The sequence below is a fragment of the Pseudomonas sp. PDNC002 genome (genome assembly GCF_016919445.1).
Classification (GTDB): domain Bacteria; phylum Pseudomonadota; class Gammaproteobacteria; order Pseudomonadales; family Pseudomonadaceae; genus Pseudomonas.
This window is the reverse complement of the sequence record NZ_CP070356.1, coordinates 4,478,152-4,495,373: the sequence shown is the minus strand read 5'-3', so window position 1 is coordinate 4,495,373 and position 17,222 is coordinate 4,478,152. Positions and strand designations below refer to the sequence as shown.

The following is a 17,222-nucleotide window of genomic DNA, read 5'->3' as shown; positions in this document are numbered from 1 at the left end:
AAGGATCCTCACCATGTACCTGACCCAAGGCCTACAACGTTCGTTGCAGCAGACGCCTGACAAGATCGTCACCATCTTCGGTGCGCGCCGTCGCACCTTCCGTGAATTCGGCGAGCGTGTCGCTCGCCTCGCGGGCGCATTGCGGGGGCTGGGCATGGTCCCGGGCGACCGCGTCAGCATGCTCGCACTCAATTCCGACCGTTACCTGGAGTACATGCAGGGCACCTGGTGGGGCGGCGGTGTGCTGAACCCGGTGAACATCCGCTGGGCCGTACCGGAGATCGTCTACTCGCTGGACGATTGCAACACCCGCTTCCTGCTGGTGGACGACTATTTCCTGCCCATGGTCGAGGGTATCCGTGCCCAGTCGCGCAACGCTCCGATGTTCATCTATGCCGGCGAGAAGAGTGCGCCGCAGGGCATGCTCGATTACGAGACGCTGCTGGCCAAGGCTGAACCGATCGAGGATGCCGGACGCGGTGGCGAGGACATCGCCTGCATCATGTATACGGGTGGCACGACAGGCTTCCCGAAGGGCGTGATACAGACCCATCTCAACCTCTGGTCGGCGTGCATCCAGCGCATGGCGGAAATCCATCAGGGGGCGGAGCAGCGCGACCTCCACGTGATGCCGCTGTTCCACATCGCCGGGCTGGCTCGCGTGGTATCCGGTTTCATCGCTGGTGGCTCGCACGTGATTCAGCCAACCTTCGATGCCGCCGCCGTGCTCAAGGCGGTCACGGAGGAGGGCGTGACGGATGCGATCCTGGTGCCCACGATGATCCTCGGCCTGCTCGCCCATCCGGAGTTCGACAAGTACAACCTGTCGTCGCTGCAGCGCCTGACCTACGGTGCATCGCCGACCGCGGGTGAAATGATCGAGCAGGTTCTCGCCAAACTGCCGCATCTCCAGCTTTCGCATTCCTACGGCCTGACGGAAGCGTGCCCGATCGTCTCCACCAACCCGCCGGAGAACCACGGGCCCGCAGCACGCAAGAGCGGGCTGATCCGCTCGGTCGGGCGCGCCGGGCTAGGCGTCAACGTCAAGATCGTCGATGAGGAGGGCGTCGAGGTTCCCCGTGGCACCGTCGGAGAAATCATCGTTCGCGGCCCGAACATCATGGTCGGCTATTGGAACAAACCGGAGGAGACCGCCAAGGCGCTGCGCCATGGTTGGCTGTTCACCGGGGATGGCGCCTATATGGACGAGCAAGGCTACCTGTTCATTGTCGACCGGCTGAAGGACATGATCGTCAGCGGCGGCGAGAACGTGTACTCCGCCGAGGTGGAAAACATCATCGCCCGTCATCCGGCAGTGCTGATGTGCGCGGTCATCGGTGTTCCCCATGAGCAATGGGGCGAGGCGGTGCATGCGGTGGTCGTGCGCAAGCCGGGCGTCGAGGTCGCCGCGGAAGATCTGCGCAGCTACTGCCGTGAATACATCGCCGGCTACAAGTGCCCGAAGTCGGTGGAATTCCGCGAAGCGCTGCCCCTCACTGGCGCAGGAAAAATCCTCAAGCGCGAACTGCGCGAGCCGTTCTGGGCTGGCAAGAGCAAGGCGGTCAACTGATGAGCGTCACCAGCCCAGTTCTGGAGTCCGTTCCTTCGGGATTTTCGGTGCTGCCGACCCCGCCGGGCTTCGTTCGCTACTGTGGTGGTTTCTACCTGCATGACGAACTGCCGGTGCTGGGTGTGCGCATTGGTGAGCATTTACTCAACAGTGTGCGCATCGTGCACGGCGGGTTCCTCGCCACCCTGGCGGATTCTGCCTTCGGCGTAGTGTTCAAGCGCCAGTATGGACTCGAAGTTCCGCCCATCACCGTCAGCCTCAGCCTCGACTACCTGGGTGCTGTCCGGGAGGGCGACTGGCTCGAGGCACATGTGCAGATACTCAAGTTCGGCAGCAGTTTCGCCAACGCCGATTGCCTGTTGAAAGTCGGCGATCGAACGGTGCTGAGAGCCACAGGTATCTTCACCATCTGGAAGGGTAAGGTTCCGCCTCGATCCTGAGTCGCACAACGTCCCACGAAGCACCCAGCGCCCCACCGGTAATCCGGTGGGGCGTTATCATTTTCAGGGGTGCTTGTTTCGTGTTTGGAAAGGCTCTGGCGCGCGGGTTTGGTAGCACGTTGTCACTCTTGGTAACGCATCTTTTCCTAGCCGAAGCAATGGGCATCCAGCGCGCCGAATTTCGTCTGAAAGAATTACCCAATCGGGTGAATTGGCTGTGCAAGGCGCCTCGATAGCATCTGGTCTCCCAACACAGATCCGCTTTCGGAGCGCCGCATGACAAGAACAACAAGACGCGGAATTTTTCAGCCGCAGTTGCAGCTGCTGGCCGCCGCCGTCGCCCTGGGCGTCGGTTCGCCGGCCAGCGCCATCGATTTCAACATTGGTGAAATCGAAGGTAAGTTCGATTCCTCGCTGTCCGTCGGGGGCAGTTGGTCCACGCAGGCTCCCGACAAACAGTTCATCTCCAACTTCAACTCCGTGGGTGTGAAGGGCGGAAAGTCGTCCTCGCGAACCGTCGATGACGGCCGCCTGAACTTCCGGAGCGGCGAGAATTTCTCGACCATCTTCAAGGGCCTCCATGACCTGGAGCTCAAGTACGGTGACAGTGGCGCCTTCGTCCGCGGCAAGTACTGGTATGACGCTGAACTCAAAGATGGCAGCCAGCACTTCTACGACATCGACGACCACGGTCGTGATCGCGCGGCGAAATCGTCCGGCGCGATGTTCCTCGACAGCTTCCTCTATCACAACTACTCGCTGGGCGACCTGCCAGGCAACGTCCGCCTCGGCAAGCAGGTGGTGAGCTGGGGGGAAAGCACCTTCATCCAGAACGGCATCAACTCGATCAACCCGGTCGATGTTGCCGCTCTGCGGCGCCCGGGCTCCGAGATCAAGGAAGGCCTGGTTCCGGTCAACATGTTCTACATCTCCCAAGGGCTGATCGAGAACGTCAACGCCGAAGCGTTCTACCAGCTGGAGTGGGACAAGACGGTCGCCGACAACTGCGGCACCTTCTTCGGCAACGACGGTATCCCGAAGGGATGCAACGACCGCCTGGTGGTGTCCGGTCTCGATCTGGCGCCCGGCAAGGCCAGCAACACAGGTAGCGCACTGGCCGTTGGGCGTGGGCTGGACGACGTCTACATCCCCCGGGTCAAGGACAACGATGCGCGCGATAGCGGCCAGTTCGGTCTGGCGCTGCGCTGGTTCATCCCGGACCTGAACGATACCGAGCTGGCGGCCTACGCGATGAACTACCACAGCCGCAACCCGTTCCTGAGCACCGTTCGAACCACGGGTGCCGGTTCGCCGCCCAATGCGCTGAACGTGCCGCGTAATGCCGGCTACTTCATCGACTATCCGGAGGACATCCGTCTCTATGGCCTGAGCTTCCAGACCAACATCGGCGGCACGTCGCTCGGCGGCGAGTTGAGCTACCGGCCGAACATGCCATTGCAGATCAACACCGCGGACCTGCTCAGCGCCACGACCAACGTGCCCGGGACCGTCGGCTTGTCGCCCCTGGTTACCAGTGGTTATGTCGCGGATGTGCCGCGCGGTGGTGTGATCAATGGCTACAAGCGCATGCCGGTGTTGCAGAGCCAGGTCACGGCGACCCAGTTCTTCGACCAGGTGATGGGCTCCGAGCGCCTGACACTGATCGGCGAGGTTGGCTACAACCGCATCAATGGCCTGGGTGATACCGATGGCACGGACATCCGCTTTGGCCGCAACCCCGCGTTCGGCTCCGGCATTCTCCCTGGAACGGCGGGCGCCGCGAGTTGCGCCGGCACCAACCAGGGGCTGCCTAACGCCAGCAACCCGGCCCAGAAATGCAACAGCCACGGTTTCTACTCCACCAACTCGTGGGGCTACCGCCTGCGCGGCGTGCTCGATTACCCGAACGTCTTCGCCGGGATAAACCTCAAGCCGAACATGGCCTGGTCCCACGACGTGGAAGGGCGCGGCCCGAACTTCGAGGAAGGTGCCAAAGCCATCAGCCTGGGGCTGGATGCCGACTACCTGAACACCTATACCGCCAGCCTCAGTTACACCAACTACTTCGATGGCGAATACAACACCATGACTGACCGGGACTTCGTTTCGCTCAGCTTTGGCGTGAACTTCTGATCGTCCAAAGGCAGAACTCCATGAAAAAAATCCTACTTCTGCAATCTAGCGCACTCGCGCTGTCGCTGTTGGCCACAGGCGTGATGGCGGCGATCTCTCCCGAAGAGATCGCCAAGCTCGGAACTTCCCTGACCCCGCTGGGCGGCGAGAAGGCCGGTAACGCCGATGGCAGTATTCCTGCCTGGACTGGCGGGCTGAAGCCCGGCGCCGCCGCCTTGGACGGCAACGGTTTCCTCGGAGATCCCTACGCCGGCGACAAGCCCTTGTTCGTCATCACACCGGCGAACGTCGATCAGTACAAGGACAAGCTGACGCCTGGCCAACTGGCCATGTTCAAGCGCTACCCGGACACTTACAAGATTCCGGTCTATCCGACTCGTCGTAGCGCATCTTCGCCCGAGGATATCTACGAGGCGGCGAAGAAGAGCGCCGCGAGCGCCGAGTTGATCAACGGCGGTGATGGCATCGCCAATCTCGTCGGACACTACTATCCGTTCCCCATCCCCAAGACGGGCGTGGAGATCGTGTGGAACCACGAGACGCGCTACCGCGGTACCAACTATACCCAGCAGATTGCCCAGGCCACGCCCCAGGTGAATGGCGACTACACCATCGTGTCGCTGCAGCAGAACGTTGGTATTCCATCCCTGATGAAGGATTTCGATCCGAAAAAGGTAGGTGACTATCTCTTCCTGCTGCGCCAGGAAGTGACGGCGCCGTCGCGCATGGCCGGTAACGTGCTGCTGGTTTATGAAACCACCGATCAGGTCAAGGAACCGCGCAATGCCTGGTCCTACAACGCCGGCCAGCGCCGGGTACGTCGTGCGCCACAGGTTGCCTATGACGGGCCGGGGACAGCGGCAGACGGCCTGCGAACCGCGGACAACGCCGACATGTACAACGGCTCGCCGGATCGCTACGAGTGGAAGCTGCTTGGAAAGCGCGAGATGTACGTGCCCTACAACAACTACCGGTTGTGGTCACCGCAGGTGAAGTACGCCGACATTCTCAAGCCCGGCCACATCAACCAGGACCTGACGCGCTACGAACTGCATCGCGTCTGGGAAGTCGAGGGCACGCTTAAGCCCGGCCAGCGTCATATCTACGCCAAGCGCCATATGTACTTCGACGAGGACACCTGGTCGCTGCTGGAAGTCGATCACTACGATGGCCGTGGCCAACTGTGGCGCGTGGGCGAGGGCTATCAGGTCAACGACTATCAGCATGGCATCAGCCTGTACGCGGTCCAGGCCCTGTATGACGTCGTCGCTGGGCGCTACCTGGTATTCGGCATGACCAACGAGTCGAAGAAAGCCACGCAGTACGACCAGAACTACAGCATGAACGACTTCACCCCCGCAGCCCTGCGCAACGCCGGGATTCGCTGATACACGAACTAAGAGGCGGCGATGCAGTGTCATTCGCCGCTCCTCTACGCCGGGGCATCCGCTCCTGCCCCGGCTTCTTTAGCGTGACCTTCATCCCAATCTCACTACTTCTCCACGCCCACCTGACTTGGGTGGCGTCTTTTTCCATGGTCTTGCGCAGGATCGTTTCAGACTCAGCGCGTTTCCGTGCGTCTGCACCGTCCGCTGTTCCTTCCTTACCGTGGATCGAGGCCCATCATGCAAGCTCTGGGTGTCAGTTCATACTGCGCACACACGCATGTCGCCGGTTCTCCGGCACTGCCGGATCACCATGTGCCGCGTCCACTGCTCGCAGGCTCCCTGGGGCATAGTCAGCAGCGACTGGTCCTTCTGTGCGCACCGGCGGGGTACGGCAAGACGGTGTTGCTGGGGGAAAGCTTCGGGCTGCCCGCGCCAGGCCAGCAAACCCTCTGGATGCCAATGAATGGTCGTGCGCCCTCGCTCGACGATCTTTGCCAGGATATCGCCACCCGCCTGAACGCGCCGAATTACGCCAGCCCGTCGGGGCTGTTGCGCTTCTTCAGCTTGCCTGGCTGCACCATTCGAATACTGCTGGACGACCTGTCCGGCGATCTTTCCATCGAGCTGAACAATTGGTTCGAGCAGTTGCTGGATCTGCCATCCAGCCGTGTGCGCCTGGTGGTCAGCTGCCGGCAACGCCCAGCATGGGACCTGCCGCGTCTGCTCCTTAGGGGCGAACTGCTGGAGCTGGGGCCTGATGTCCTGGCGATGTCGCATCTCGACTATGAGTCGCTCTGCAGCAATGTCGCCCCGAAAATTTCCGATCCTCTGCGCGAGAGTATCCAGGAGCAGGCGGCTGGGTGGTGGGGTGGCGCATGCCTGCTACTCGCTGGGGGCCAGCAGGGCGAGGCCATGCTGCGTGAATACTTGCAGCGGACCGTCCTTGCACGCCTGGACGACGAGGAGAGGAGGCTACTCCACGGTCTCTGCCACTTGCCGCGCTTTTCCACCGAGCTCTGCACCCAGCTCTGGGAAGGTAATGGTGGCGCGCTTCTACTCATGCGGCTTCGGCACCAGCAGGTTTTCATCCAGTCACTGGATCGCGACGGCAAGTGGTATCGCATGCAACCACTGGTTGCGCGCGTTCTACAGGGGGGCATCGATCCAGCGGAGCTGTCCCGGCTGCGCCTGCATGCCTGCCGTCTGCTCAGTCTCGCCGGCCATCTTCATGACGCCATCGACCAGGCCTTGTGCGCGCGCCAGCCGGAAGTGGCGGCGAGCTACATCGAACGCCTGCGGCCCAACTGGCAATTGGCCGATCTACATCTGGCCCAGGTGCTCGACTGGCGCCGGCAATTGCCGGAAACCCTGGTTCAGGGCACTCCAAGGCTGGTCTATCTGGGCACGCTGGCACTGCTGCTCAGTGGTCGGCTCGATGAGGCAGGACGCAGCCTGGAATGCCTCGCGCGTTTCCTGCCGGCTGCCAGCGGTGCCGGCAATCGCTTGTTGCTGGCGCACTGGCAAGCGCTAAGGGGCGGTTTGCATGCGTTCCGTGGTGAGGTCCGGGATGCCGAGTGGCATTGTCGCGAAGCGCTCGGGGAACTGGGATTCTCGCCAGCGGACTGGCTGTCCCGGTTGCTCTGCCAGTTCACGCTGGGGCGCGTGCGGGCCGCTGCCGGCCGGTTGGATGAGGCGCTTGGCCTATGGCGCGACGCGTTGGAGCAGGCGCGTCGCCAAGGCTGCCTGGATAGCGAGGCGCTGCTTCAGGGGGAATGTCTGCGGGTCCTGATGCTCGCAGGGGAGGCCGAGCTAGCCGAGATGATGCTGACGGACAGCCTCGATGGTCGAATAGCCGCGGGACTTGAACGGGACCCTGTGTTGGCGCGCCTGCTGATCGCCCGAGCCGAATTGATGCTCATGGGCGGGCACATCGACGAATCGGAGGAGTCGCTGCGTGCGGCGCAACACCATGCCCGCCAGTGTTCGGCTCCCTTCCTGCTGCTGGTCTATCAGGGATTTGCCGAGGTCGCCGCGCGGCGGGGCAACACTGCCGCGGCGCGGATGCACCTGAGCCGGGGCGAAAGGGCCATGCATTGTGGGTTGATCGACAAGGACTGTTATCAACCCGCATTGGCGTTGCAGGAGCTGAAGCTCCTCGCGCATTCGGCGCAGTGGGGCGCGTTGCTCGAAGCCTCTCGTCCCCTGGTCGGCCAGTACCCAGTGGGTGGCGAGCTGTCAACGCTGTTGCCGCCAACCCTGCCGCACGAGATCCAGTGGCTCGTCGCGCAGGCGGAGCATCACCTGGGGCGCCGAGCGCAATCGCGCACGCGTCTCCAGATGCTGGCCAGTGATTGCTCGCGGTACGGCTTTCGCCAGTTGCAGGCCCAGGTGCTCGGGTTCCTTCAACGGCAAGACGAGACTGCCGAAAGCGAGGGCGCCGACGCCGCTGGCTATCAGGAAGAACTGACCGCGCGTGAGGCCGCCGTGCTGGAGCAACTGGCCAATGGCCTGTCGAACCAGGAAATCGCCGATGCCTTGTTCCTCTCGGTCAATACCGTCAAGTACCACGCCAAGAACATCAACGCCAAGCTCGGGACCACCCGCCGCACCCAGGCCATAGCCTGCGCGAAGGCTCGCGGATTGCTGGCCTGAGCGTCCCGTGGAGACGCTGCCACCTGATCTGGGTGGCGTGTTCCTACAGACAAAACGCGAACCATTGCAAGCACTCCCCGGCACACACGCCACAACAGGAATACCTCCGAATTCCGGCCGCTGCGCGGGACCGACCAAGAACAAGAGGAGTTCTGCAATGAGCGCCAATCCGCATCCGGATGAAGCTGGCATTCGCGACATCCTGGCTCGCCAGCGCGCCGCTAGCCTTGCCAATCCGCCGCTAACCGCCGATCAGCGCTGCGAACTGATCGACCGTGCCATCGACCTGCTGGTGCGCTACGAGCAACCATTGATCGAAGCGATGACCGCCGATTTTGGCCAGCGCAGCCCCACCTTTTCTCGCCACAGTGATGTGCTTTCGCCGCTGGCCACCCTCAAGCAGACGCGCGCCGAGCTTGCCGGCTGGATGCAGCCGGAACTTCGCCAAGTGCCGCGGGGCGAGGGCTGGGTGCAATATCAGCCGCTCGGTGTGGTGGGCATCGTCACCGCCTGGAACGTGCCGGCCAACATGGTCTTCAAGGGCCTGGCCGGAGCGCTGGCGGCAGGCAACCGGGTAATGATCAAGACCTCGGAGTTCAATCCGCTCACCTCTGCGCTGATCGCGAAGATGATCCGCGAGGTCTATGCCGAGGAAGAGGTCGCGGTGATTACCGGTGCGGCGGAAGTCGGCCAGGCCTTCTGCCGCCAGCCGTTCGACCACCTGCTGTTCACCGGCGCCGCCAGCATTGGTCGGCAGGTGCTGCTGGCGGCAGCGGAGAACCTGGTTCCGGTTACGCTTGAGCTGGGCGGCAAGTCACCGGCGATCATCTCCCGCACCGCGGACCTGAAGGTAGCTGCCGGGAAGATCGCCCTGGGCAAGTTGATGAATGCCGGGCAACTCTGTGTCGCACCGGACTATGTGTTCGTACCCGAAGAGTCGATGGATGCCTTCATCGATATCGCCCACGCCGTAGTGGCGAAGGTCTTCCCGACGCTGGCTGGCAACCCGGACTACACCTCGATCATCAACGAGCGGCATTACCAGCGCCTGCAGGGTTACCTGGCGGAAGCACGTGCCGCTGGCGTACCGCTGGTGGAGTTGAATCCAGCCGACGAGGACTTCTCTGGCGCCGCACGCAAGATCGCACCGACGCTGCTGCGTGATCCGGGTGACACCCTGAAGGTCATGCAGGACGAAATCTTCGGTCCGCTGCTACCGATCAAGCCGTATCGACACATCGACGACGCCATCGCCTTCATCAATGCCCGCTCGCGTCCGCTGGCCCTCTACTGGTTCGGCAGCGATGCCGGCGAAGAGCAGCAGGTGCTCAGCCGCACCTGTTCGGGCGGCGTGACACTCAATGACGTGATGCACCACGCCAACCTGGAGAACCTGCCATTTGGCGGCGTTGGCCACAGCGGCATGGGCTCCTACCACGGTATCGACGGATTCCGCACCTTCAGTCATGCCCGAGCGGTTTACCGCGCCGGCTGAGCCTTCACTATCGAGAGAGCATTTCATGAAAGCAGCTGTATTCCACCAGGTCGGCGCGCCGCTCAGCATCGAGGATATCGGCATCAGCAAGCCGGGGCCGCGGGAGGTGCTGATACGCACTGTCGCTGTCGGCGTTTGCCACTCCGATCTGCACGTCATCGATGGCTCCTATCCGTATCCGGGACCGCTGGTGCTGGGTCATGAGGCCGCCGGGGTGGTCGAACAGGTGGGGTCGGAGGTTCGCACCGTCAAGCCGGGCGACCATGTCGTCACCTGCCTGACCGTGTTCTGTGGCCATTGCGAGCACTGCGTGACCGGGCATCTGTCGCGCTGCGTCTCGCCGGAAACCAAACGCGAAAAGGGCGAGGAGTCACGCCTGACCTACGCGCAGAAACCCATGCCCCAGTTCGTCAACCTGTCCGCCTTCGCCGAACAGATGTTGGTGCACGAGAACGCCTGCGTGGCGATTCGTCCAGACATGCCGTTGGATCGCGCCGCGCTGCTGGGTTGCGCGGTCACTACCGGCACCGGTGCCGTGTTCAACACCGCCAAGGTGCGTCCCGGCGAAACGGTCGCGGTGATCGGCTGCGGCGGCATCGGCCTGGCGGCGATCAACGGCGCGGCATTGGCGGGCGCAGGGCGGATCATCGCCATCGACATGCTCGATTCCAAGCTGGAGCTGGCCCGCCAGTTCGGTGCTACCGACGTGGTCAATGCCAAGTCCGGTGACGCTGCCAAACAGGTCATCGAACTCACCCGCGGTGGCGTCCACCACGCCTTCGAGTGCATCGGCCTCAAGCAGACCGCCGAGCAGGCGTTCGCCATGCTGGCCCGAGGTGGCACCGCCACCATCATCGGCATGATCAAACCGGGCCTGAAAATCGAGGTCGACCCCTATCAACTGCTCCATGAGCGCCGTCTGCAGGGCTCGCTGATGGGGTCCAACCGCTTCCCCGTCGACATGCCGGCGCTGGTGGATTTCTACATGCAGGGCCGCCTGAAACTCGACGAAATGATTTCCCAGCGCATCCGCCTGGAGCAGATCAATGAAGCCTTCGACGAGCTGCGCCGGGGCGAGCTGGCGCGTTCGGTGATCGTTTTCGACCAATGAAATAGCGCAGGGCCGCCCGCCGCGTGTCGGCGGCCCGGATCAGGAGTTTGCTGATGGATATCCATTTCACGCCTGAGGAACAGGTGTTCCGTGATGACGTGCGGGCCTTCCTGCGCGCCGAGCTACCCGAGCGGTTGTCCAGCCGTATCCTGCATGGCAAGCGCCTGAGCAAGGATGACCAGGTACTCTGGATGCGCCGGCTCAACGATCGCGGCTGGCTCGCGCCGGGTTGGCCGGCAGACCACGGCGGCCCCGGTTGGAGCGCGGTGCAGAAGCACATCTTCGAAGAAGAATGCTTTGCGGCGGGTGCTCCGCGGGTAGTGGCTTTCGGCGTGAAAATGGTCGCGCCGGTGCTGATCAAGTTCGGCACGCCTGAACAGAAGGCGCGCTTCCTGCCACGTATCCTCGATAGCTCCGACTGGTGGTGTCAGGGCTATTCGGAGCCCGGCGCGGGTTCCGACCTGGCTAGCCTGAAGACGCGAGCGGCACGCGATGGCGATCATTACGTGGTGAACGGCCAGAAGATCTGGACCACCCTGGCGCATTACGCCGACTGGATGTTCTGCCTGGTCCGCACCGATTCGGACGCGCCGCAGCAGCGCGGCATCAGCTTCCTGCTGATCGATATGAAAACGCCGGGTATCACGGTGCGCCCCATCATCACCCTGGATGGTGAGCACGAGGTCAACGAAGTCTTCTTCGACAACGTCCGCGTGCCGGTGGAGAACCTTGTCGGCCGCGAGAACGAAGGCTGGACTTGCGCCAAGTACCTGCTGACCCATGAACGCACCAGCATCGGTGGCATCAATCAGACCAAGGTGCTGCTGCGCAAGCTCAAGCAGGTGGCCGCGCAGGAGCTGCGCAATGGTCGGCCACTGCTGCAGGACCCGCTGTTCCGCGCCCAGGTGGCCGATGCCGAAATGCGCCTGATGGCTGCCGACATGAGCAACCTGCGAGCGCTGGTCGCCGCGCGTGATGGCGGAGTGCCGGGTGCCGAAAGTTCGATCCTCAAGGTCAAGGGCACGGAAGTCCGCCAGCAGATCGTCTATCTGCTGACCAAGGCGGTGGGTACTTACGCGTTGCCGTTCCTCGAGGATGAACTGGGCCTCGAAGCCTCCCACGCGCCCGTGCTGCATAGCGCCGACAGTGCCACCGCCGTCTATCAGTACCTGGACTCACGCAAGGCCTCCATCTACGGAGGCTCCAACGAAATTCAGAAGAACATCATCGCCAAGATGATCCTCGAGCTGTAAGGAGCCCGCAGCATGGACTTCAAATTGACCGAAGAGCAGCAGATGCTGCAGGACACCGCGGTTCGCCTGGTGCGCGATCACTACAGCTTCGAGCAGCGTGAGGCGTATCGCCGGGAGTCGAATGGCTTCAGCCGGCAGTTCTGGGCACACCTTGGCGAACTGGGCCTGTGCGCCATGCCGTTCGATGCAGCCTACGGTGGATTCGGCGGCCAGGGCGTGGAGATGGGACTGATCTGCGCCGAGCTGGGGCGTGGCCTGTGCCTGGAACCCTATTTGAACTCGGTGGTATTCGCCGGCGGCCTGCTGGCCCAGTTGGGCAGTGATGCCCAGCGCGGGGAATTATTGCCGAGGGTCGCCAGCGGTGAAATGCAATTGGCCGTCGCCCTGGAGGAGCCGCAGAGCCACTACCAACTGCATGACGTACAGTGCAGCGCGCGTGGCACTGCAGGTGGTTGGCTGCTCAGCGGACAGAAGAGTGTGGTCGTTGGCGGCCAGAGCGCGGGCCTGATCCTGGTGTCGGCACGGACTTCGGGGACAGCGCGGCATGAATCGGGGATCAGTCTGTTCCTGGTCGATCCAGCCAGCGCCGGTGTGCGCCGGCAAGTCTTTCCCACGCAAGATGGCCGCACGGCGTGCGAGCTGTATCTGGAGCAGGTCTTCGTCTCCAGCGCCGCCTTGCTGGGCAAGGAAGGCGGCGCGCTGCCGGCGCTCCGCTACCAGCAAGGCCGGGCGATTGCGGCGCAGTGCGCAGAAGCGGTCGGCAGCATGGAAGCGGCCTGTACGCTGACCCTGGACTACCTGAAGACGCGCCAGCAGTTCGGCAGTGTGATCGGCAAGTTCCAGGCCTTGCAGCATCGCATGGTGGACATGCGCATCGAGCTCGACCAGGCCAGTTCCATGGCGCTGCTGGCGGCCTGCATGGCGGATCAGCCGGATAGCGAGGAACGTAGTCGTGCGCTGGCGGCGGCCAAGTACATCGTCAGCCGGGTGGCGCGCTTCATTGCCGATGAGAGCGTGCAACTGCACGGCGGCATCGGCCTGACCTGGGAATACCAGCTGTCGCACCATGCCAAGCACCTGTGGATGGTCGCGCGCCAGTTCGGCGACGACGACCACCATCTGCAAGCATTCTGCGACCTGATGGAAACAGCCGCCTGAGTAGGCGGCTGCACGGATGTCCTCTTTCGGGCCACCCTGTGGCCCGTTTTTTCAGGTCGGTGGTGCGGAGGTCATCACCCAGGTGATGATGCCCGCGTTGACGGCGGTAAACGTCAGGGCGACCAGGAACACCGTGTCGGCGATGTTTGCCATGCGCTGGCCGCGCCGGGTTCGATGGGTGCGCAGGCTCCAGTAGGAGCAGAAGGCCGAAACCAGGTAGAACATCATGTTGATGGCGACCAGGTCATCGATGATCAGGTCTTCCTGGCGCAGGGTAAGGATCACCCGGATGATGCCGATGACTGTCAGGCACACGCCGACCATGGTGGCCGAGACGGAAAAGATATGGACGCAGATATCGTCGTCCAGGGAAGGTAAGTCCGGCTCGTTCATCGAGGTATTCTCGGTCGTAGGAAATGTGGAAAGCGTAGCCGCGATTCACGGAAGGCTTGAGTGAGAAGCGCAAGGGGCCTACTGTCTGCGGCTGCACAAAGGCCGGCCAGAAGAATCCCATGATCGAATTCAACAACGTCACCGCGTACCAGCAGCAGACCCGCGTGCTGGATGGATTTTCCCTGCATATCGGCGAAGGTGAGAAGGTTGCCATCCTCGGCCCCAACGGCGCCGGCAAGAGCACACTGCTCAAACTGATCAGCCGCGAACTCTATCCGGTGGATCGTCCGGACAGCTCGCTGAACCTGTTCGGTCTGCAGAACGTCACGTTATGGGATCTGCGCAGCCGCATCGGCTTCGTCTCCCAGGACCTGCAGGAGGACTACACGCCCTTTACCCAGGCGCTGGACGTGGTGATTTCCGGCTTCTTCGGGGCCATCGGCAGCCACGGTCACCTGCAGCCGACGCCAGAGCAGGTAGAGAAAGCCCGCGAGTTGCTGGCGACCGTGGAAATGGAAGACTTCGCGGAGCGCATGTTCCAGCGTCTGTCCACGGGCCAGAAACGCCGCCTGCTGCTGGCCCGTGCCCTGATCCACGAACCTCGTGCGCTGATCCTCGACGAGCCGGCCAACGGCCTGGACATGGGCGCCAGCCTGCAGATGCTCACTTTGCTGCGGCGTTTCTGTGGCCCGGAGCACGCGATGATCATTACCACCCACCACCTCGACGAAATCATCCCGGAGATCGAGCGCGTGGTGCTGATCGCCGAGGGCAAGGTCGTGGCCGACGGCGCCAAGGCCGACATCCTCACCAGCGAACACCTGTCGGCGCTGTACCAGGCGCCATTGAAGGTCACCGAGCAGGATGGCTGGTACCGCTGCTGGCATGCGTGACCGCCACACCAGTCAGCAGGCTGAAGAACACGCCCGGCCAGAGCGCAACCCGTGCCGGGCGTTCGTGCTGCAGCAGTAGGCCAGAACCAGCAGCACAGCCACTACGCTGCCAACGGTCGTCCCACATGTCATAAAACGCCACGCCCGGGGCGTGTCGGCCAGGGTTATCCAGCAGTGCCCTTGCGCGGCAGCACGGTCCAGGCGACGCCGAATAGCAGCAGCGCGGCGACCAGCACGTAGGGCGCGCGACTGTCCAATTGGTGCAGCAGGGTGCCCAGCAGCGGTCCGGTAATCATGCCCAGGCCGTGTACGGCGACCAGGCTGCCAGCGGCGGCGCCCTGTTCGTCGGCTTCCACCGCGTTGGCGTTGAGCGCCGAGACGGCGGGGAACACCCAGCCCATGCCGGCGGCGGCGACGAAGCAGGAGGCATAGAGCATCCATGGCGCGCCGGCGAGGCACACCGAGGCGAAGCCTAGCGCGGAGATGACGCCGCCCACGCCGATCAGCCGCAGCGGCGCCCAGTTCAGCTTGCGTACCAGCATCTGCGCGCAGATCAGCGCCACGCCCACCGAGGTGAGGGCGACACCGGCGACGCGGGCGGCGTCGGCGGGCGGCAGTTGCAGGCGGTCGAGGGCGAAGAAGCCGACGGTCATCTGCGCCACGGTGACGCAGACCATGGCGATGAAGCCCAGCGTGAGCGAGCGGCGCAGGCGCCGGTCGGTGATCGCCAGGGCAGGGCCCTTGCGTTCGCTGACGCGTTGGCTGTCGGGCAGCCATTTCCACAGCACGACCAGGGCCACCAGCGGCAGCAGGCAGGTGAGCAGCAGCGGCAGGGCCAGGCCGAGCATGGCCAGCAGACCGGCGAAGCTCGGCCCGACCACCATGCCGACCGCACTCGCTGCGCCGAGGCCGGCCATGGCAGAGGCGCGCTTGTCGGCGCTCACGTGATCAGCCACCAGCGCCGCCGAGCAGGCCGGTACGGCGGCGTAGAACCCGCCGGCCAGGCCGCGCAGGGCAACGATACCGATGAACGCCGGCAGCGCCGACATCGAGGTATTCAGCGCCAATGCCATGAAGGCGCAGAGCAGGGCGTAGGTCAGCGCAAATCCGGCCAGGCCGCTGAGCAGCACGCGGCGCCGGCCCAGGCGGTCGCTGGCGATGCCCCAGACGCGGGCCATGAGCATCCAGGCGATGCCGCCGACGGTCACCGTCATGCCCGCCTGCCAGGGCGCCAGGCCCAAGGTGCGCGCCACCGGGCCGATCAGCGCGACGAAGGACATCACCGCCACTGTGCAGACGAAGGTCTCGAACATCAGCGGACGCAGGTTGAGGGTCGGCGCCTGGGGTGGCATGGCGGTCATTTCAGCGGGGCTCCTTGGGGGGCGGCGGGGTTTCTCATCCCTACAAAGACGATCAGGCACAGCGAAACACCAAAGGAAATCCACGACGGCACATCGAAACCCCTTCACGACGGCCTCGTACTCCGGGCCCGCGATCTGCATCAGCAGGAACACCTGGCGCACCGGTCAGGGTGGACGCGCGGGGAGGGCGTCGCTCTCATGCAGGGTGTTCAGCTGCAGTTGGCGCCGTCCGGGGGAGCGCGAGAGCTCCACCCGGCGTCGCCAGCCTTGTATCCAGCCGTGACGGTGTTGGTAGAGGCCGCTGACGACGGCGTAGAGAGAAGTGTCGACCGAGGCGTGGCGGAATATCTATCATTTGAGAATTGGTCTCATGATAGTTTCTGCCTTGGTCTGTTCACAAGCCCCCTGGCGGAGGCTTGCCGCAGTGCTTCACAGCGGTTGGCTGGCGAGGTCCAGGGCGGCGCGCTGAGACGTCGAGAGGCGCAGCTGCGTTGCCCGCACCAGGCTGATGAGCTGGCGTTCGCTGGTGGCGCTGGCGATGGGAGCGGTGATGCCCGGCTGTTGGCGTAGCCAGGCCAAGGCTACTTCCGCCGGCGTCGCGGCGGCTTCTGCGGCGACCCGATCCAATGCCGCCAGGATTGCCAACCCCCGGGCATCGAAGTAGGGTTCCAGGTCTTCGCCTCGGGCGCTGCCGGCGAGATCGATGAGCTGGCGGTACTTGCCGGTCAGGAAGCCTGAAGCAAGGCTGAAGTAGGTCACCACGACGTTCCCATGCTGGGCCGCGAAAGCGGCGGTGTCGGCTTCATGACCGGCGCGATCGTAAAGGTTGTATTGCACCTGCAGTGCTGAATAGGCCGGCAAGTCGCTGGTCCGTGCCGTCGCCTCGGCCGCTTGCAATTGCGCCTGGCTGAAGTTGGAGGCGCCGATGGCGCGTACCTTGCCCGAGGCGATCAACTCCTCGTAGGTGCGCAGCGTTTCCTCGTGTGGCGTGGTGTCGTCCGGATAATGGCTGAAGTACAGATCGATGTAATCGGTGCGTAAACGCCGAAGTGAGTCCTCGACCCCCTGCAGAATCCAGCGCCGCGACAGGCCGCGGCGCTGCGCCGAGAGCTCGGCGCCGACCTTGGTGCAGAGCGTCACGTCGGCGCGTCGCCCCGGCTGGCTGGCAAGCCAGCGGCCGATGATGGCCTCCGACTCGCCACCCATGTGACCTGGCACCCACACGGAATACATGTCGGCTGTGTCGATACTTTTCAGCCCCGCGTCGAACGCCGCGTCGAGCAGTCGCCGCGACGTCGCTTCGTCCACCGTCCAGCCGAACACGTTGCCACCCAGTATCAGCGGCGAGAGCTCCAGGTCACGAGCATGCATGGCC

At 63.6% G+C, this 17,222-nt stretch carries 13 protein-coding genes; 10 read left to right on the top strand and 3 right to left on the bottom strand.

Translation table 11 applies throughout. From position 1 onward, the window contains the following. Positions 1-13: 13 nt before the first annotated feature. The 9 genes from JVX91_RS20295 (at position 14) to JVX91_RS20255 (ending at position 13,200) form a co-directional block, all read left to right on the top strand. Positions 14-1,570, top strand: a complete 1,557-nt coding sequence (locus JVX91_RS20295; RefSeq protein WP_205335955.1) for a long-chain-fatty-acid--CoA ligase — start codon at positions 14-16, stop codon at positions 1,568-1,570. Then, on the top strand, positions 1,570-2,010 hold the full coding sequence (locus tag JVX91_RS20290) for a PaaI family thioesterase (protein WP_205335954.1): 441 nt from the start codon (positions 1,570-1,572) through the stop codon (positions 2,008-2,010). Before JVX91_RS20295 ends, JVX91_RS20290 begins: the two co-directional genes overlap by 1 nt. Before the next feature lie 276 nt (positions 2,011-2,286). Beyond that, positions 2,287-4,143, top strand: coding sequence for a DUF1302 domain-containing protein (locus JVX91_RS20285; protein WP_205335953.1), 1,857 nt, complete (start codon positions 2,287-2,289; stop codon positions 4,141-4,143). A gap of 20 nt (positions 4,144-4,163) precedes the next feature. Continuing rightward, a complete protein-coding gene (locus tag JVX91_RS20280; RefSeq protein ID WP_205335952.1) occupies positions 4,164-5,531 on the top strand; it encodes a DUF1329 domain-containing protein in 1,368 nt (455 codons plus the stop codon). Between the two features lie 237 nt (positions 5,532-5,768). Next, complete coding sequence (locus tag JVX91_RS20275) at positions 5,769-8,183, top strand: LuxR C-terminal-related transcriptional regulator (protein ID WP_205335951.1); 2,415 nt, start codon at positions 5,769-5,771, stop codon at positions 8,181-8,183. A 157-nt stretch (positions 8,184-8,340) separates the two neighbouring features. After that, positions 8,341-9,678: a coniferyl aldehyde dehydrogenase gene (locus JVX91_RS20270; protein ID WP_205335950.1), complete on the top strand. Its 1,338-nt coding sequence runs from the start codon at positions 8,341-8,343 to the stop codon at positions 9,676-9,678. 25 nt (positions 9,679-9,703) lie between these two features. After that, a complete protein-coding gene (locus JVX91_RS20265; protein ID WP_205335949.1) occupies positions 9,704-10,789 on the top strand; it encodes a Zn-dependent alcohol dehydrogenase in 1,086 nt (361 codons plus the stop codon). 53 nt (positions 10,790-10,842) lie between these two features. Next, positions 10,843-12,042 (top strand): acyl-CoA dehydrogenase family protein, encoded by a 1,200-nt coding sequence (locus JVX91_RS20260; RefSeq protein WP_205335948.1) that lies wholly within the window; start codon positions 10,843-10,845, stop codon positions 12,040-12,042. 12 nt (positions 12,043-12,054) lie between these two features. Next, positions 12,055-13,200, top strand: a complete 1,146-nt coding sequence (locus JVX91_RS20255; RefSeq protein WP_205335947.1) for an acyl-CoA dehydrogenase — start codon at positions 12,055-12,057, stop codon at positions 13,198-13,200. A gap of 51 nt (positions 13,201-13,251) precedes the next feature. On the opposite strand, the gene JVX91_RS20250 is transcribed toward JVX91_RS20255, so the two are convergent. After that, positions 13,252-13,593: a hypothetical protein gene (locus JVX91_RS20250; RefSeq protein WP_205335946.1), complete on the bottom strand. Its 342-nt coding sequence runs from the start codon at positions 13,591-13,593 to the stop codon at positions 13,252-13,254. Positions 13,594-13,712: 119 nt separating this feature from the next. Here JVX91_RS20250 and JVX91_RS20245 point away from each other — a divergent pair, with 119 nt between their 5' ends. Then, a complete protein-coding gene (locus JVX91_RS20245) occupies positions 13,713-14,486 on the top strand; it encodes an ATP-binding cassette domain-containing protein (RefSeq protein ID WP_205335945.1) in 774 nt (257 codons plus the stop codon). A gap of 164 nt (positions 14,487-14,650) precedes the next feature. Here the strand turns inward: JVX91_RS20245 and JVX91_RS20240 are convergent, their stop codons facing one another. Next, positions 14,651-15,847: an MFS transporter gene (locus JVX91_RS20240; RefSeq protein ID WP_205335944.1), complete on the bottom strand. Its 1,197-nt coding sequence runs from the start codon at positions 15,845-15,847 to the stop codon at positions 14,651-14,653. 429 nt (positions 15,848-16,276) lie between these two features. Further along, positions 16,277-17,218, bottom strand: coding sequence for an aldo/keto reductase (locus JVX91_RS20235; protein WP_205335943.1), 942 nt, complete (start codon positions 17,216-17,218; stop codon positions 16,277-16,279). Positions 17,219-17,222: the final 4 nt, after the last annotated feature.

Excerpts from the sequence above, each read along its gene's own strand:
- JVX91_RS20295 (WP_205335955.1), top strand. The coding sequence starts at position 14 with ATGTACCTGACCCAAGGCCTACAACGTTCGTTGCAGCAGACGCCTGAC.
- JVX91_RS20290 (WP_205335954.1), top strand. The coding sequence starts at position 1,570 with ATGAGCGTCACCAGCCCAGTTCTGGAGTCCGTTCCTTCGGGATTTTCG.
- JVX91_RS20285 (WP_205335953.1), top strand. The coding sequence starts at position 2,287 with ATGACAAGAACAACAAGACGCGGAATTTTTCAGCCGCAGTTGCAGCTG.
- JVX91_RS20280 (WP_205335952.1), top strand. The coding sequence starts at position 4,164 with ATGAAAAAAATCCTACTTCTGCAATCTAGCGCACTCGCGCTGTCGCTG.
- JVX91_RS20275 (WP_205335951.1), top strand. The coding sequence starts at position 5,769 with ATGCAAGCTCTGGGTGTCAGTTCATACTGCGCACACACGCATGTCGCC.
- JVX91_RS20270 (WP_205335950.1), top strand. The coding sequence starts at position 8,341 with ATGAGCGCCAATCCGCATCCGGATGAAGCTGGCATTCGCGACATCCTG.
- JVX91_RS20265 (WP_205335949.1), top strand. The coding sequence starts at position 9,704 with ATGAAAGCAGCTGTATTCCACCAGGTCGGCGCGCCGCTCAGCATCGAG.
- JVX91_RS20260 (WP_205335948.1), top strand. The coding sequence starts at position 10,843 with ATGGATATCCATTTCACGCCTGAGGAACAGGTGTTCCGTGATGACGTG.
- JVX91_RS20255 (WP_205335947.1), top strand. The coding sequence starts at position 12,055 with ATGGACTTCAAATTGACCGAAGAGCAGCAGATGCTGCAGGACACCGCG.
- JVX91_RS20250 (WP_205335946.1), bottom strand. The coding sequence starts at position 13,593 with ATGAACGAGCCGGACTTACCTTCCCTGGACGACGATATCTGCGTCCAT.
- JVX91_RS20245 (WP_205335945.1), top strand. The coding sequence starts at position 13,713 with ATGATCGAATTCAACAACGTCACCGCGTACCAGCAGCAGACCCGCGTG.
- JVX91_RS20240 (WP_205335944.1), bottom strand. The coding sequence starts at position 15,847 with ATGACCGCCATGCCACCCCAGGCGCCGACCCTCAACCTGCGTCCGCTG.
- JVX91_RS20235 (WP_205335943.1), bottom strand. The coding sequence starts at position 17,218 with ATGCATGCTCGTGACCTGGAGCTCTCGCCGCTGATACTGGGTGGCAAC.